Genomic DNA, 15384 nt, shown 5'->3' with positions numbered 1-15384 from the left:
CCGCCCGCCGCGGCCCGGCGTGACGCACTGCGCGAGCAGGCCGGCTGGGTCCGCAGCCACCTCGTCCCCTGGGTGGGCCGGCGGCTGCGCGGCGAGTCCTCCGGTGCCCGGCTGGAGCCCAAGCGGCCGACGCTCGCACCCGTGTCCCCCGCCAACGCCTGACACACCACGACCGACCACACCCCGGCACCGAAGGAGCCCGCCCGTGCAGATCACCGACCAGACCGTCGCCCTCGTGAGCGGAGGCGCCTCCGGCCTCGGGGAGGCGACCGTGCGACGCCTCCACGCCGACGGCGCCTCCGTCGTCGTTCTCGACCTGTCGTCATCGCGTGGCGCCGAGCTCGTCGCCGAGCTCGGCGGCCGCGCCCGGTTCGTCGCCGCCGACGTGCGGTCCGAGGAGCAGGTGGGCGCCGCGGTGGATGCTGCCGGTGAGCTCGGCGAGCTGCGGATCGCCGTGACGTGCGCGGGAATCGGCACCCCGGGCCGCATCGTCGGGAGACGCGGACCGCTGCCGCTGGCCGACTTCCAGCGCGTCGTCGAGATCAACCTCATCGGGACCTTCAACGTCCTGCGGCTCGCCGCGGCGGCGATGACGGTCAACGAGCAGGTGGACGGCGATCGCGGGGTGTGCGTCCTCACGGCGAGCATCGCGGCCTTCGACGGTCAGGTCGGCCAGGCCGCGTATGCCGCGAGCAAGGGAGGCGTCGTCGGCCTCACCCTCGCGGCGGCGCGAGACCTCGCGGACAAGCAGGTGCGGGTCGTCACCATCGCGCCCGGCACCTTCGCGACACCCATGCTCGCCGGTCTCCCCGACGAGGCGACGGCCGCCCTCGAGGCCCAGGTGCCACACCCGTCGCGGCTCGGTCAGCCGTCGGAGTACGCATCGCTCGTCCGGCACATCGTCGACAACCCGATGCTCAACGGCGAGGTCGTCCGCCTCGACGGGGCCCTGCGGATGCCGCCCCGCTGAGATCGCCCGACGGGCAGACCATCCCGCAGGCACCGGCCGACGGGACCGGGCCAGCTCATACCTGGCCCGGTCCTCTCTTTATAGGACGACGGGCCGGCCCCTCCGGTGACCGACACGCGACGAGCGGATGACATCTCGACCCGAGCGGTCCGGCCGGTCAGTCAGGAGCGGGCCGGCAGCTGCTGGAAGGACCAGAGGTTCCCGTCGGGGTCGGCGAGGTGGACGAACCGGCCCCACGGGAGCTCCTTCACGTCCGAGCAGTCGATGTCGTGGACGCGGTCGCGAAGGTAGGCGAGGACCTCGTCGGCGTCCTCGACGACCACCTGGATGTGCTGGATGTGGCCCTCGTCCAGCATCCCGAGGCCGGTCCCGAAGCAGAACGAGCACGCGGAGCCCGGCGGGGTGATCTGGACGAACCGGACGTCCTCGGATGGCCTCTCGTCGTGGTCGGCCGTCCAGCCCAGTGATGCGTAGAACGCCTTGGCCCGGTCGACGTCGGAGACGTTGATCGGGACGAGCTCGATGCGGAAGTCCATGGTGCTGCTCCTTCGGCTCAAGGGACCCGGGACCTTCCCGGTACCTCTACGTTACGGACATCTCTGCCGTGTGGACCCGTGCGGTGATCCATGACTCGGCGTCGCCTCCGCGAGCGCCCGAGGAGGGTCCCGCCAGCTGTCGCGCGCAGGCCAGCCGGAGCCTCACCGGACCCGAGGAGAGGTTGCCGGCGAGGTCGTCAGGCGAGGCCGCGAGACATCCGGTCCAGGCGCCGGAACACCTCCGCGTCGGCGCGCAGGCCGTCGTGCTCGTACTGGTTGGTGACCCAGGCGCGGGCCCGCCCGGCGCGGCCGACGACGTCGAGCGACGCGTGGGCGTCGACGTACATGTCGTCGTAGTAGACGGCAGCGCATACCGGAACCTCGTTGTCCGACAGTCGTTCCCGATCGTAGAGTGACCCCCAGTCGGCCCGGGCGGCAAGGATCTCGGCGGCAGCCGCATACGGATGCATCGCCGACTCCTGGACGAACCGCCACGGCTCGATGATCTCGCCGATGAGCAGGACGTCCTCGGCGTCGCGGGCCGCCTCGGGGACGTCGGCGCGGACCCGCTCGGCCGCCCACGCCGTCGCCGGGCCCTCGGAGTAGATCGGCTCGTGGATGAGCGCGAAGAGCGGCTGGGTCACCATCGCGGTGCGCTCGGCGACGGCGGCGAGGAAGCCGGGCGTCAGCTGCCCGCCGGCGATCGCGTCCCCGAGGAGATGGTGGATCTCCGCGGAGCCCGTCGACATCCCGAACGCGATCCCCAGGGCCTGCAGCCGGTCCACCGTCATCGGGTCGCCGGTCGGCAGGACGCTCCGGCCCTCCCGGACGACGGCGGCGACCTCGCGGAGCCGGTCGCGGTCACCGGGCCACCGGGCGTGGTGCTCGCGGTTCTTGGCGACGATGCGCGGCCAGGTCCGCCGGTACACCTCCTCGGCGGTCAGCCCGATGGGCGGGACGCCGCCGGTGACGAGGCACCGCTCGAGCCCCTCCGGGGCGAGGGAGAGGTAGACGAACGTGCAGAAGCCGCCGTACGACTGCCCGATCGTCGACCACCGCGCCCCGTCGGCGAGCCGCTCGCGGAACAGCTCGGCATCGCGGACGATCGCGTCGGCGCGATGGTGCCCGGCGTAGGCGGCGACCGCCTCGTCGCTCCCCATCGCCGTCACGCGGGCCGGGGTGAGCGGGGTCGAGCGGCCGGTTCCCCGCTGGTCGAGGAGCAGGACGCGATACCGCTCGACGGCGGCGTCGATCCATCCCTCGCGCCGCACCGGACGCGGCGACGCGCCACCCGGCCCGCCCTGGAGGAAGACGAGCCACGGCAGCTCGTGCGGGCGGGCGTGCTCGGCGCCGACGACCTCTCTCGCATACACCTCGATCGTCTCCCCCGTCGGGTTCGCATGGTCCAGCGGTGCGGTGACCCAGTGGTCGGCGAGGCGCAGCCCGGGGATTCCGTCGTCGTATGCCATGCGGGCCATTGTGTCCTGGCGCCTCACCATCCGCGTCCGGGCGCCTCACCGTCCCGGGACCGGCCCGACCTCCGCACCCACGCGACGTCCCGCGATCGTGGACGACCCCCGCAGATCGTTCCCGAGGGACCGGATGCGCCGGGGTAGCGTCGCGTCCATGCCGGACGACGACGCCGCCCGGGCCGGCGAGATGGCCGCCCGCCCCGAGGGCGTCGCGCAGCGGCTGCGCACCGCCGGGGTCGTCGTCGTCCTCGTCCTGGCTCTCCCGGTCGGCGTGGCGACCCTTCTCGACGACGCGCAAGGAGCCGTCTCCGCGGTCGTGGGCGCGGTCTACGGCCTGCTCATCGCCGTCCGTGGCGGGTGGCGGACCGAGGTCTCCCTCGTCCCCTTCCTCGTCGTCGCCTCCGTCGCCGCGGCCTTGACCCACGACACCTGGGCGTGGGTGGCCCTGCTCGGGCTCCTGGGCGTCCTCGCGGGCTATGCGTCCCACGCGGGGCGCCTCGCACCGGTGGCCCTCGTCGGCGCGGCGACCTGCCTGTCCCCACCCGCACACGGAGCGGGCTCCCTCCTGGTCCACGCCGTGCTCGTCGCCGCCTCCGCGGTCTACGTGGGGCTCCTCGGGCGTCGGCTCGGCCTCCCCGAGCAGGTCCGCGGCCCCGCCCTGAGCCGTCACGTGGCGATGCTCGGTGCCGCACACCTGGCCGTCGTCGCCGTCGTCGCCGCATGGCTGGCTCAGCGGTCAGGGCTGGCGCACGCGGAGTGGCTGCCGATGACGGTCTTCCTCCTCGTCGCGTCGAGCGCGGGCGTTCGCGTGTCCGATGCCGCGAGGCACCGCCTCGCCGGGACCCTCCTCGGTGTCGTCGTCGGCGTCGCCCTCTCCACGCTGGCCACTCCCGTCACCGCCCGGCTCGTGGCGTGTGTGGCGCTGCTCCTCCTCGTCGTCGCGGTCACCCAGCCGCTCTGGGTCAACGCCTCGCTGACCAACGTCCTGCTCATGATGGTGTTGAGCCCGACGGGCGCGGGAGCCGCCGAGCTCGGCGAGACCCGCCTCGTCGCGACCGTCGCCGCGGCCGTTCTCGTCGCGGCCGGGATCGCGGCGGTCACGTGGCTGAGCCGACGCGCCGACGAGGGAGCCCCGGGCACGACCCCGTTCGTCGAGGCGCAGACCGAGGGCATGACCTGAGGGTTCACGATCTCGACGCGGACCGCACCGCCAAGGCCGGGGACCTGACGTCGACTCGGCACGTGCGGGGTTGTCGTGGTCGCGAGCGTCTACCGGCCACGGAAAGCCCACACCTGCCTGGCGCCGAACGACATCGACCCGGCACGTGCTGGGTTGTCGTGGCCACGCTCCCCGACCGGCCGGCCGGGAGTCCTGGTGGGGAAGCTGACCAGAGTCCTGGCTCAAGTCAGCTTCCCCACCAGGCGTCGAGGTCGAACGGTCCAAGATCAACGATCGGTCACGACTCGGCGTGTCACGGTGGGTTCCCCATCATCCGCCAGGGGTGAGGTGGCAGCCTGAGGCACGTCACTAGGCTCGATGCCGCCGCCGGGCACCGTCGTTCGGCCCCCCAACCCACAAGGACTGACATGGACTATTTCAGCAGCTTCTGGCACGTCATCTGGGCGATGTTCTGGATGTTCGCCTTCGTGGCGTACCTCATCGCGCTCTTCTCGATCATCACCGACCTCTTCCGCGACCGCGAGATGAACGGCTGGTTGAAGGCCCTCTGGGTGCTCTTCCTCTTCTTCCTGCCCTTCCTCACCGCCCTCGTCTACCTCATCTTCCGGGGTGACGGCATGGCGCGGCGCAACGTCAAGGAGGCCAAGGCCAGCCAGGAGCGCGCCGACGACTACATCCGCCAGGTCGCGGGCACCAGCCCCGCCGACGAGATCGCGAAGGCCAAGTCCCTTCTCGACGCCGGCACGATCACCCAGGACGAGTACGACAAGCTCAAGGCTGCCGCGCTCGCGCGCCAGTAACCGGGGTCGCGCCACCAGCGGTGCGCGGCAGACATGTGAAGGGGACCCCTCGCCCGCGGGGGGTCCCCTTCACGTGTCGGCCCACTTCTCGCCGCGGCGGCCGGGCACCGGCTCCCGCGACGCCTCGCCGGACCGGACCGGACCTCAGGTGGTGGCAGCCGGGTTCACGCCGTCGCCGCGCGGCGCTCCTTCACCTTGCGCTTGGTCCACCAGCCGAGCAGGATCCAGCCCCCGAGGGCCGTGATGATCCAGACGAGGAGCGGGGTGACGACCCACGCGGTGACGCCGCTGATCGACAGGCCGCCCGAGAACAGGGTCGCGACGAAGAGCGCGAGGAGGGTCGAGACGAGGCCGATCCCGCCGAGGACGGCCGAGGCGTACTGCCGGGCCATGTTGAACACGAACGGCGCGAGGATCGCGTTGGCGACGACGAAGACGAGGACGGCGACGACGAAGCCGCCCGCGCGGAGGGTGACACCGTCGACGAGCCACGCGGCGACGAGCAGCGCGATGGCCGAGGTGATGATGTTGACGACGGTGTGGGTGAGGAAACGGATCATCGGGCGTCCTTTCGGGGCGGCTCTGCACGTCCCATCGTCCTCGGACACCCGGCCGGATGCCAGGCAGACGCGCGAGGATCACCCCCGAGGGACGAGGGCACGCAGATCGTCAGGTATGAGGGGCTGATGCCCGCGGCACTCAACCCTCCTCCGCGACGGGCCCCGACTCGTCGGCCAGCTCGGCGCGGGCCGCGATGTCCTGCTCGGCCGTGAGGATGTGCAGGACCGCGTTGATGAGGCCGAGGTGGGTGAAGGCCTGAGGGAAGTTGCCGAGGTGGCGGCCGCTCGCGGCGTCGATCTCCTCGGCATACAGCCCGAGAGGGCTCGCGAGGGAGAACAGCTTCTCGCAGAGCCTGCGGGCCCGGTCCAGGTCGCCGATGAGCGCGAAGGCCGACACGAGCCAGAACGAGCAGATGGTGAACGTGCCCTCCTCCCCCGAGAGCCCGTCGTCGGTGTGCTCGACGCGATAGCGCAGGACGAGTCCGTCCTCGGTCAGCTCCTCGGCGATCGCGTTGACGGTGTTGCGGATCCGCTCGTCGTCGAGCGGCAGGAACCCGACGAGCGGGATGAGCAGCGCGGATGCGTCGAGGGCCTTCGTCGCGTAGTGCTGCGTGAAGACGCCGCGCTCGTCGACGCCGTGGGCGAGGATGTCCGCCTTCATCTCGTCTGCGGCGCGCCGCCAGTCGGCGGCCCGGGCGCGTTGCCCGCGGGCCCGGGCCAGCTTCGCGCCCCGATCGGCCGCCACCCAGCACATCACCTTGCTCGAGGTGAAGTGCTGCGGCTCTCCGCGGACCTCCCAGATGCCCCGGTCCGGCTCCGCCCAGTTCTTGATGGCCTGGTCGACGAACCGCGACAGGATCGTCCACAGCCGGTCGTCGACGCGGTCCCGGGAGCCCTTGTGGACCCACACGGAGTCGAGGATCGCTCCCCAGACGTCGTGCTGCTTCTGGTCGAACGCGCCGTTGCCGATGCGGACCGGACGCGACTCCTCGTAGCCGTCGAGGTGGTCGAGGATCTCCTCGGTGAGCATCCGCTCACCTCCGATGCCGTACATGATCTGCAGGTCGTCGTCGAGGCCGGCGACGTCGGCGATGAAGGAGAAGAAGTCGTCGGCCTCCCAGTCGAACCCGAGCCGCGCCATGGCCCACAGGGTGAGGGTCGAGTCCCGGATCCACGTGTACCGGTAGTCCCAGTTCCGCTCTCCGCCGGGCGTTTCCGGCAGCGACGTCGTCGGCGCGGCGACGAGGGCGCCGGTCGGCGCGAAGGTCAGCCCCTTGAGGGTCAGGGCACTGCGCTCGAGGTGGATGCGCCACGGATGGTCGGGGAAGTCGCCACGCGCGAGCCAGTGCTGCCAGTGGTGCGCCGTCCACACGAGGCGCTTGTAGGCCTCGTCGTACGTGTGCGGCGGCTCGTGCTCCGACCACGAGAGGGCGACGAAATGCGTGTCGCCCTCCTTCATGAGGCTCCGGGCGACGGCCCGGTTGCCCTCGAAGCCGAGGTTGAGGTCCGTCGTGAGCCGCAGCTGTGGCGCGACGTCCTTGGGGTCCGGGTCGGTGATCGCGTCGTGGTACCCCTCCCCGCTGTACGACCACAGCACGGGGTCCCGGCCGTAGTCGAGCATCGGACTGCAGTCGAGGGAGATCTGCACCGATCCGACGACGCAGCGCACCGTCCGGAGGAGGACGTGGTCGCTGTCGTAGTCGGTGGGGGCCCGGCGATGGCTGTGGGACCGCGTCGTCTCGTGGTGCCACGGCCCGATGAGGAGGGCGTCGCGGACGATGATCCAGCCCGTCGGCGTCCCCCAGCTCGTCTCGAGGATCATCGTCCCCGGCAGGTAGCGACGGTCTGCCGGCACCCGGACATCGGCCGGGCCCAGCCGGAACCCGCCCGCGTCGCGGTCGAGCATCGCGCCGAAGACGCTCGGGCCGTCCATCCGCGGCAGGCACATCCACTCGACGTTGCCACTCGGCGCGACGAGCGCGGTGGCCTCGCAGTCGGACAGGAAGCCGTACTCGGCGATCGGCGGGTATTCCGATCCGCCACCATCGATCCGCATCGTCATCACTCGTCCCCTTCCGCTCGTCCCGCTGGATGAAGTGTGGTCCTTCACCGGCGTGCCGTCGACCCCTCGGGCGGACACGGCCTCGGGAACGCCCGGCTACGCGGTGCCGAGGAAGCCGGCGATGGCCGCCCGAGCCCGCGGGTCGGCGAGGACCCCGACGTGGCCCTTGTCGGGGTGGAAGGAGAGTCGCGATCCGGGCACGAGACGCACGGTCTCCGCGAAGAGCTCCGGCTCGTAGAAGCGGTCGCGACCTCCCCCGACGACGAGGGTCGGCACGGTGATCGGTGTCGTACACCGGGCGAGGTCGAAGGCGTCCTCCGCCTCGATCGTCGTCGCCATGTCGTCCAGTCCCTGCCGGTCACGCAGGAGGGTGGGTCCGAGCGCGTATGCGAGGGCCCGCGCTGCGGACCGCCCCCGCCAGCGGGGGACGAGCGCCGCGGCCATGACGGCGCAGGACGTCCTGATCCGGCCCGCTCGGACGAGCGCGGCGACGCGCGCCTGCGTGGACCGGGCGTAGCCGCCGAGGCGGCACGCGCTGCTCCCGACGACGAGGCGGCGGACGACGTCCGGGTGGTCCGCGGCGAGCTGTTGCGCGATGCTGCCGCCGGTCGAGACCCCGAGGACGTCGACGGGCTCCCCGAACCCGGCCCGCACCGCCTCGGCGTGCTCCGCGGCGAGCTCGGCCATCGTCATGCCGCGCGGCAGGCCGGGACGGCGGTTCGTCACGACGACGCGGCGGCTCGCGGCGAGCGGGAGGACCGGGCCGGCGACGCCCTTGACGGTGCCGTCGTGGGCGACGCCGGTCGTCGGCATGAGGCCCGCGAGGACGAGGACCGGACGGCCCGCGCCGAGGGCGGCATACGGGATCGATCCCAGCATTCCGCGCTCGAGGTCCATGGCGGCAGCCTGCCACCGCCGGCTGGACGGCCGGTCCACCCGGCCTGGATACGGTGGTCCCCATGACGTCCGAGCCGGGCTGGGTGCGCCACGCGCTGTGGTGGCAGGTCTACCCGCTCGGGTTCGTCGGAGCGCCGATCCGGCCGTCCACGGCCGACGACCGGCGGCTCACGCATCGCTTGCCGCGCCTCGAGGGGTGGCTCGACCACGTCGCCGGGCTCGGGCTCGACGGGCTGCTCCTCGGGCCCGTGTTCGCCTCGCAGAGCCACGGCTACGACACCGTCGACCACTTCCGGATCGACCCGCGCCTCGGCGACGACGCGGACTTCGACCGGCTCGTCGCGGCGGCCCGGGAGCGCGGCATACGGGTCCTTCTCGACGGCGTCTTCAACCACGTGGGCCGAGCCCACCCGGCGTTCCGGGCCCTCGAGGAGGAGGGACCCCGGGCCGGCACAGCCGACCTGTTCCGCGTCCGCTGGGACGGCTGGACACCCGGGCGTCCCGTCGACGCGGACGTCTTCGAGGGCCACGAGGGGCTCGTCGCGCTCGACCACGCCTCCCCCGCGGCGGCCGACCTCGTCACGCGCGTCATGACGTTCTGGCTCGACCGGGGCATCGACGGCTGGCGGCTCGACGCGGCGTATGCCGTGCCGCCGGCCTTCTGGGCCCAGGTCCTGCCGCGGGTCCGGGAGACCCATCCACAGGCGTGGTTCCTCGGGGAGGTCATCCACGGCGACTACGCCGCCATCGTCGAGGCGTCGACGATCGACGCGCTCACCCAGTACGAGCTGTGGCAGGGGATCTGGCACGGCATCGCCGATCGCAACCTCTTCGAGCTCAGCCACGCGCTGGGGCGCCACGACGCCCTCCTGCGGACGTTCGTCCCGGCGACCTTCGTCGGGAACCACGACGTGACGCGCATCGCGAGCGCCGTCGACCCCGACCTCGTCCCGCACGCCGTCGCGGTCCTGCTCACCGTGGCCGGGACGCCGACGATCTACGCCGGCGACGATCTCGGCCTGACCGGCGTCAAGGAGGAGCGGCTCGGCGGCGACGACGCGGTGCGGCCCGAGCTGCCCGACCGCCCGCCGCCCGTCGAGGCGCTCTCGCCGCAGGCGCGCGCCATCCTGGATGCGCACCACGAGCTCGTCGCCCTCCGCCGCGGGCGGCCGTGGCTCCATCGCGCGCACACCGACGTCCTCGAGGTGACGAACACGGCGATCGTCCTCCGAACCGGTTCCGGCGAGGGGGCCGTCGTCACGGCGCTCAACGTCGCCGACGAGCCCGTGACCCTCCGCGCCGCCGACGGGACGTCCGTCGCCGCGGGGGCCGGATCGCTTCACGACGGTCAGGTCACCCTGTCGCCGCGGGGCTGGGCCGTCCTCGCCGCCGACCCCCACTGACCGCCGACCCCGCCCCCAGTTCGGCAGGTGCGGGCTTTCCGTGGTCGGAACGTCCGCGCAACCACGACAACCTCACACCTGCCGGGTCCTGTCTCGGCAGGTGCGGGCATTCCGTGGTCGGAACGTCCGCGCAACCACGACAACCTCACACCTGCCGGGCAGAACGACGGCGCGGGAGATCGGCACGGGCGGGGAAGGGCCGGGAGGCGGCGAGCCGAGGGGGCTTGACAGCGGGCCACACCGTCGAGGACTGTTCGTATGTCGCAACGCACCGTTCGCATCATGCAACGCGTCGCGTGCGCCCCGACGCAGAGAGGCAGGCAGGGTTGGCGCACCGCGTGACCACCCCCTACGAGGGGACGGCCACCCGGCCGTTGACGCCGGGGGACCCCGTCGAGGCGCCGTTGCGCCAGCACTCGGCGACCGTGCGACCCGAGTGGGTCGACTACAACGACCACATGACCGAGTCGGCATACCTCCTCGTCTTCGGCGACGCGGCCGACGCGCTCTTCCGGATGCTCGGCATCGACGAGGCGTACCGCGCGGCCGGCCACTCGCTCTACACCGTCGAGACGCACCTGCACCACCGCCGCGAGCTGTCGGTCGGCGACCCGCTGACCGTGACGATCCAGCTGCTCGACGTCGACGACAAGCGCGTCCACCTCTACCAGGAGATGCACGACGGCGCGTCCGGTGACCTCGTCGCCTCGGCCGAGCAGCTCCTCGTCCACGTCGACATGGCGGCCGGCCGGTCCGCGCCGATCCCGCCCGCCGTCGCCGACCGGCTGGCGGCGATCCTCGAGGCGCACCGCGCGCTGCCGGCGCCCCCCACCGTCGGGCGCCCCATGGGCATCCGCCGGAGCCCCGCCTCCCCGGCCACGCCCAGCCCCACACCCGTCCCGACCTCATCCGAGGCCACCACATCCGACACCCCGGCAGGAGACCGCTGATGGACTTCGCCCTCGACGACGAGCAGCGGGCCATCGTCACGACGGTGCGCACCTTCGTCGAGCGGGAGCTGTACCCGTTCGAGGACGAGGTGGACCGCCTCGGCGAGGTGCCCGACGAGGTCGCGGAGCGCATCCGCCGCCGGGCCCTGGACGCCGGCCTGTATGCCGCGAACATGCCGGCCGAGCTCGGCGGCGGCGGGCTCGGCGGCGTCGGCATGACCCTCGTCGAGCGGGAGCTCGGCCGGGCCAGCTACGCCCTCCAGTGGCTCGTCGCCCGCCCTGGCAACATCCTCCAGGCCTGTGAGGGCGCGCAGCGGGAGGAGTACCTCCTGCCGACGATCCGCGGCGAGCGCATCGACTGCCTCGCGATGACCGAGCCGGGCGCCGGGTCCGATGTGCGGTCGATGACGACCCGGGCCGTCCGTGACGGCGGCGACTACGTCGTCGACGGGACGAAGCACTTCATCAGCAACGCCGACCGCGCCGACTTCGTCGTCCTCTTCGCCTCGACGGGCCGGGAGGAGGGACCGCGCGGTCCCCGCAACCTCATCACCGGCCTCCTCGTCGACCTCGACCTGCCCGGCGTCACCGTGACGAAGGGGTCCGACAGCGTCTCCCATCGTGGCTACCACCACTGCGAGCTCGCCTTCGAGGGCGTCCGCGTCCCCGTCGCGAACCGGCTCGGCGAGGAGGGTCACGGCTTCGACCTGATGAACGAGTGGCTCGGCGCCTCCCGTCTCACCGTCGCCGCGAGCAGCGTCGGCCGGGCCCGCCGGGTGCTCGACCTCGCGACGGCGTGGGCGGCCGAACGCGAGCAGTTCGGCCAGCCGATCGGACGGTTCCAGGGGGTCGGCTTCACCCTCGCCGACCGGCTCACCGAGCTGGAGGCGGCGGAGCTGCTCACGCTGCGGGCCGCGTGGAAGCTCGACGCCGGGACGATGACCGACACCGACGCCGCGATGGCCAAGACCTACGCCTCGGAGATGCTCGGCCGCGTCACCGACAGCGCCGTCCAGATCTTCGGCGGCATGGGTCTGATGAGCGAGCTGCCCATCGCGAGGTTCTGGCGGGACGCCCGGGTCGAGCGGATCTGGGACGGCACGAGCGAGATCCAGCGCCACATCATCTCCCGGGCGATGCTGCGCCCACTCGGCGCCTGAGCGATGACCGAGCGCCTGCGCCGCCTCCTCGCGCCGCGGTCCATCGCCGTCGTCGGCGGTCGCTCCGCGGAGGTGGTCCTCGAGCAGAGTCGCCTCGTCGGCTTCGACGGCGAGGTCTGGGCCGTCAACCACCACCGGGCCCGGCTCGCCGGCATACCCACGGTCCCCACCGTCTCCGACCTGCCGGGCGTCCCCGACGCGGCCTTCGTCTCCGTCTCCAAGGAGACGACCCTCGAGGTCGTCGCCGAGCTCTCCCGTGCGGGCACGGCCGGAGTCGTATGCCATGCCTCCGGCTTCGCCGAGGGCGGCGACGCCGGCGCGCAGCTCCAGGCCGACCTCGTCGCCGCGAGCGGCGACATGGCCCTCATCGGGCCGAACTGCCTCGGCTTCGTCAACTACCTCGACGGGGTCGCGCTCTGGCCGGAGCAGCAGGGCGGTGCCCGGGTCGAGTCCGGGGTCGCGATCGTCAGCCAGAGCGGGAACCTCGCCGAGAGCCTCACGATGCAGCGCCGGTCGCTGCCGCTCGGCTTCGTCGCGGCGATCGGCAACGGCGCCAGGACCGGCGTCGTCGAGCTCATCGACGCGCTGCTCGAGGACGCCCGGATCACGGCCATCGGCCTCCACCTGGAGACCATGCCGGACATCGCGGGACTCTCCCGCGTCGCCGTCGAGGCCCTCCGGCGACGGATCCCCATCGTCGCCCTCAAGACGGGCCGCTCGGCTCTCGGGGCCCGCGCGACGCTCACCCACACCAGTGCGCTGTCCGGCTCGGGAGCGGCCGCCGACGCGGTCCTCTCGCGGCTCGGCATCGCGCCGGTCCACGACGTCCCGACGTTCGTCGAGACGCTCAAGCTCCTCCACGTCCACGGCGCCTTCGGCGCCGAGTCGCTCGCATCGGCAAGCTGCTCGGGCGGTGAGGCGGCCTACGTCGCCGACCTCGCGGCGTCCCGCGACCTGCCCCTGCGAGCCTTCGACGAGCGGACGACGCGCGCCCTGCGCGACGTCCTCGGCGACCGGGTGGCCGTGCAGAACCCGCTCGACTACCACACGTACATCTGGCGGGACCGCGCCGCGCTCGAGCGCTGCTTCACGGCATACCTCGGCTCCGGTGCCGACCTGCACCTCCTCGTCCTCGACATGCCTCGCGAGGACCGTTGCGACACCACCGAGTTCGAGTCGGTGCTCGACGCCTTCACGGCGTCGGTCGCCGCGACGGGCGCGAGGGCCTCCGTCGTGTCCACCCTCCCCGAGGGACAGCCGGAGGCGGTCGGAGCCAGGCTCCTGGCGTCCGGGATCGCGCCGATGCAGGGCGTTGCCACGTGTCTCGACGCGGTCCGCGCCGCAGACGTCGTGGCGGCGGCCCAGGACACGCCGGAGGGGCGCCTGCTCCACGCCGTCATCCCGCTGCGACCCGGACCCGCCGAGGTCGTCGACGAGGTCGCCTCGAAACGCGAGCTCGCGGCATACGGGCTCGACATCCCTCGAGGGCGCGTCGTGACCGGTGGGACCCGCGACGGCTGGGACCCCTCGGACGGGACCCCCGTCCGCTTCCCCGTCGTCGCGAAGGCACTCGCCGAGGACCTCGTCCACAAGTCCGACGTCGGAGGCGTCATCCTCCCCCTCCGCGACCCGGCGGCGCTCCAGGAGGCCGTCGTCACGCTGTCGCGGCTCAGCGACCGGATCCTCGTCGAGGAGCTCGTCGAGGGCACCGTGGCCGAGCTCATCGTCGGGGTGACCCGCGATCCCGCCGTCGGCCCGACGATGACCCTCGGCGCGGGCGGTGTGCTCACCGAGCTGCTGAGGGACAGCGCGACGATCGCCCTCCCCGCGACCGACGCACAGATCCTGCAGGCCCTCCGGTCGCTGCGGATCTGGCCACTCCTCAACGTCTTCCGCGGACGCGCCGTCGACGTCCGAGCGATCGTCAGGGCGGTCTCCGCCGTGGCCCGGTATGCCGTCGACCACGCCGACCGGCTCCTGGAGCTCGACGTCAACCCCCTCGTCGTGACAGCGACCCGGGCCGTCGCCGTCGACGCGACGATCCGACGGGTGACGGAGGTGCCGGATGCGTGACCCCGTGCGGGCCGAGGTCGTCGAGGACGGTGTGCTCCTGGTGACCCTCGACCGGCCCCCCGCGAATGCCATCGATGTGCCGACGAGCCTGGCGCTCCACGACGCCTTCGCCCGTCTCGAAGCCGACCCTCTGCTGCGCGTCGGCATCGTGACCGGTGCCGGCGACCGCTTCTTCTGCGCCGGCTGGGACCTCAAGGCCGCGGCGGCCGGCGAGTCCGTCGACGCCGACCACGGTTCGGGCGGGTTCGCCGGGCTCACCGAGCTGTTCGGCCGCCGCAAGCCGGTCATCGCCGCGGTCCGCGGGCTCGCGCTGGGCGGCGGCCTGGAGCTCGCGCTCGCCGCCGACCTCCGCGTCCTCTCCGAGGACGCCGAGGTCGGGCTGCCCGAGGTGACCCTCGGCGTCGTGCCCGACTCCGGGGGGCTGCTACGCCTCCCCCGGCTCCTGCCGGCCACCCTCGCCAGGGAGCTGCTCCTCACCGGCCGCCGGATGGGTGCTGCCGAGGCCGCCCGGTGGGGTCTCGCGAACGCCGTCGTCCCGCGGGATGCCGTGCTCGACGCGGCCCTCGGCCTCGCACGCGCCATCGTCGCGGCCGCGCCCCTGGCCGTGGCCGCCGTGCTGGAGGTCCTCCGCGCGACCGAGGGGATGGGGGTCGAGGCGGCGTTCACGCGGATGCGGGCCGGGGACCTCGCCGACTACGAGGCGCTCCTGGCGTCCGAGGATGCCGTCGAGGGACCCCTCGCCTTCGCCGAGAAACGCCCGCCGCGCTGGCTGGGCCGCTGACCGACGGCGACGAAGGGCCAGTCGGGAGGGCTCACGAGCCGGCCCGGCGCTGCACCGCGCTGCACTCCGCCTCCGACGGCGGCGGCCGATATGAGTCCGAGCACAGCGACGCGCCGTCGAGTGGCGATCGGCGGGCCGGGGCCGTATCGTCGATGCTGCGCCCCGCATAACGGATATCCTGGACATTACGGTGTGATCAGCGGTGCGCTCAGCGGCGCGCCAGCGCCAGGTCCAGGATCGAGGAGGTGAGATCCGATGACACGGGCGCCGTCCGTTGCCGGATCTCCCCCCACCCTCGTGCCGACCGGGCTCCATCTGTCGGGGTGGTCCCTCGTCGGCTGGGTGCTCGTCGGGCTGCTCGCCTGGCTCGTCCTCGGGTTGCTCCTCGCCCTTCTCGTCGGGCGCGTCGTCTCCCTCGCCGACAAGCGGAGCGCGCATCCCCCCGGAGCCGGTAGGCCGGACGACGCCCACGGCATACCGGACGACGACGCCCCTCCGGTGTCTGCCGACGCCCGGGCCCGGGAGGAGGCGCGGCCCACA

The 15384-nt window shown here is 72.9% G+C and carries 14 protein-coding genes; 9 read left to right on the top strand and 5 right to left on the bottom strand.

Annotated features, from left to right (window positions below):
* Window positions 1-205 precede the first annotated feature (205 nt).
* A complete protein-coding gene (locus BN12_RS17480) occupies window positions 206-970 on the top strand; it encodes an SDR family NAD(P)-dependent oxidoreductase (protein ID WP_048554470.1) in 765 nt (254 codons plus the stop codon).
* Between the two features lie 161 nt (window positions 971-1131).
* Here the strand turns inward: BN12_RS17480 and BN12_RS17475 are convergent, their stop codons facing one another.
* Complete coding sequence (locus BN12_RS17475; RefSeq protein WP_048554469.1) at window positions 1132-1506, bottom strand: VOC family protein; 375 nt, start codon at window positions 1504-1506, stop codon at window positions 1132-1134.
* Window positions 1507-1703: 197 nt separating this feature from the next.
* Window positions 1704-2975 (bottom strand): alpha/beta fold hydrolase, encoded by a 1272-nt coding sequence (locus BN12_RS17470; protein WP_048554468.1) that lies wholly within the window; start codon window positions 2973-2975, stop codon window positions 1704-1706.
* 157 nt (window positions 2976-3132) lie between these two features.
* Here BN12_RS17470 and BN12_RS17465 point away from each other — a divergent pair, with 157 nt between their 5' ends.
* Window positions 3133-4158 carry an FUSC family protein gene (locus BN12_RS17465; protein WP_162233103.1) on the top strand — a complete coding sequence of 342 codons (1026 nt, stop codon included), beginning with the start codon at window positions 3133-3135 and terminating at the stop codon, window positions 4156-4158.
* Window positions 4159-4565: 407 nt separating this feature from the next.
* Window positions 4566-4958, top strand: a complete 393-nt coding sequence (locus BN12_RS17460) for an SHOCT domain-containing protein (RefSeq protein ID WP_048554465.1) — start codon at window positions 4566-4568, stop codon at window positions 4956-4958.
* A gap of 164 nt (window positions 4959-5122) precedes the next feature.
* On the opposite strand, the gene BN12_RS17455 is transcribed toward BN12_RS17460, so the two are convergent.
* The 3 genes from BN12_RS17455 to BN12_RS17445 all read right to left on the bottom strand — a co-directional run bounded on the left by BN12_RS17455 (window position 5123) and on the right by BN12_RS17445 (window position 8477).
* Window positions 5123-5518: a phage holin family protein gene (locus BN12_RS17455; RefSeq protein WP_048554463.1), complete on the bottom strand. Its 396-nt coding sequence runs from the start codon at window positions 5516-5518 to the stop codon at window positions 5123-5125.
* Between the two features lie 139 nt (window positions 5519-5657).
* The gene (locus BN12_RS17450; protein WP_048554461.1) at window positions 5658-7580 is read right to left on the bottom strand and encodes a glycoside hydrolase family 15 protein; all 1923 of its coding nucleotides are present in this window, start codon (window positions 7578-7580) and stop codon (window positions 5658-5660) included.
* A gap of 96 nt (window positions 7581-7676) precedes the next feature.
* Window positions 7677-8477 (bottom strand): alpha/beta fold hydrolase, encoded by an 801-nt coding sequence (locus BN12_RS17445; RefSeq protein WP_048554459.1) that lies wholly within the window; start codon window positions 8475-8477, stop codon window positions 7677-7679.
* A gap of 62 nt (window positions 8478-8539) precedes the next feature.
* Between BN12_RS17445 and BN12_RS17440 the strand changes: the two genes are divergently transcribed.
* The 6 genes from BN12_RS17440 to BN12_RS25340 form a co-directional block, all read left to right on the top strand.
* Window positions 8540-9880 carry an alpha-amylase family protein gene (locus BN12_RS17440; RefSeq protein WP_048554457.1) on the top strand — a complete coding sequence of 447 codons (1341 nt, stop codon included), beginning with the start codon at window positions 8540-8542 and terminating at the stop codon, window positions 9878-9880.
* A gap of 338 nt (window positions 9881-10218) precedes the next feature.
* A complete protein-coding gene (locus BN12_RS17435) occupies window positions 10219-10830 on the top strand; it encodes a thioesterase family protein (RefSeq protein ID WP_048554455.1) in 612 nt (203 codons plus the stop codon).
* Window positions 10830-11990 (top strand): acyl-CoA dehydrogenase family protein, encoded by a 1161-nt coding sequence (locus BN12_RS17430; protein WP_048554453.1) that lies wholly within the window; start codon window positions 10830-10832, stop codon window positions 11988-11990. The genes BN12_RS17435 and BN12_RS17430 overlap by 1 nt, the downstream gene beginning before the upstream one ends.
* Window positions 11991-11993: 3 nt before the next feature.
* Window positions 11994-14063, top strand: coding sequence for an acetate--CoA ligase family protein (locus BN12_RS17425; protein ID WP_048554451.1), 2070 nt, complete (start codon window positions 11994-11996; stop codon window positions 14061-14063).
* Window positions 14056-14844 carry an enoyl-CoA hydratase-related protein gene (locus BN12_RS17420; RefSeq protein WP_048554449.1) on the top strand — a complete coding sequence of 263 codons (789 nt, stop codon included), beginning with the start codon at window positions 14056-14058 and terminating at the stop codon, window positions 14842-14844. Before BN12_RS17425 ends, BN12_RS17420 begins: the two co-directional genes overlap by 8 nt.
* 255 nt (window positions 14845-15099) lie before the next feature.
* Window positions 15100-15384 (top strand): hypothetical protein (locus tag BN12_RS25340; protein ID WP_200901245.1); only part of this gene is annotated, 285 nt, incomplete at its 3' end.

It is taken from the genome of Nostocoides japonicum T1-X7 (assembly GCF_001046855.1).
GTDB lineage: Bacteria > Actinomycetota > Actinomycetes > Actinomycetales > Dermatophilaceae > Nostocoides > Nostocoides japonicum.
Note: the sequence above shows the minus strand (reverse complement) of the source record. Positions and strands in the feature narration are given on the sequence as shown.

Bases quoted from the DNA above. Each gene is read 5' to 3' on its own strand.
- BN12_RS17460 (WP_048554465.1), top strand. From the start codon at position 4,566: ATGGACTATTTCAGCAGCTTCTGGCACGTCATCTGGGCGATGTTCTGG.
- BN12_RS17430 (WP_048554453.1), top strand. From the start codon at position 10,830: ATGGACTTCGCCCTCGACGACGAGCAGCGGGCCATCGTCACGACGGTG.
- BN12_RS17440 (WP_048554457.1), top strand. From the start codon at position 8,540: ATGACGTCCGAGCCGGGCTGGGTGCGCCACGCGCTGTGGTGGCAGGTC.
- BN12_RS17445 (WP_048554459.1), bottom strand. From the start codon at position 8,477: ATGGACCTCGAGCGCGGAATGCTGGGATCGATCCCGTATGCCGCCCTC.
- BN12_RS17470 (WP_048554468.1), bottom strand. From the start codon at position 2,975: ATGGCATACGACGACGGAATCCCCGGGCTGCGCCTCGCCGACCACTGG.
- BN12_RS17450 (WP_048554461.1), bottom strand. From the start codon at position 7,580: ATGACGATGCGGATCGATGGTGGCGGATCGGAATACCCGCCGATCGCC.
- BN12_RS17420 (WP_048554449.1), top strand. From the start codon at position 14,056: ATGCGTGACCCCGTGCGGGCCGAGGTCGTCGAGGACGGTGTGCTCCTG.
- BN12_RS17425 (WP_048554451.1), top strand. From the start codon at position 11,994: ATGACCGAGCGCCTGCGCCGCCTCCTCGCGCCGCGGTCCATCGCCGTC.
- BN12_RS17475 (WP_048554469.1), bottom strand. From the start codon at position 1,506: ATGGACTTCCGCATCGAGCTCGTCCCGATCAACGTCTCCGACGTCGAC.
- BN12_RS17465 (WP_162233103.1), top strand. From the start codon at position 3,133: ATGCCGGACGACGACGCCGCCCGGGCCGGCGAGATGGCCGCCCGCCCC.
- BN12_RS17455 (WP_048554463.1), bottom strand. From the start codon at position 5,518: ATGATCCGTTTCCTCACCCACACCGTCGTCAACATCATCACCTCGGCC.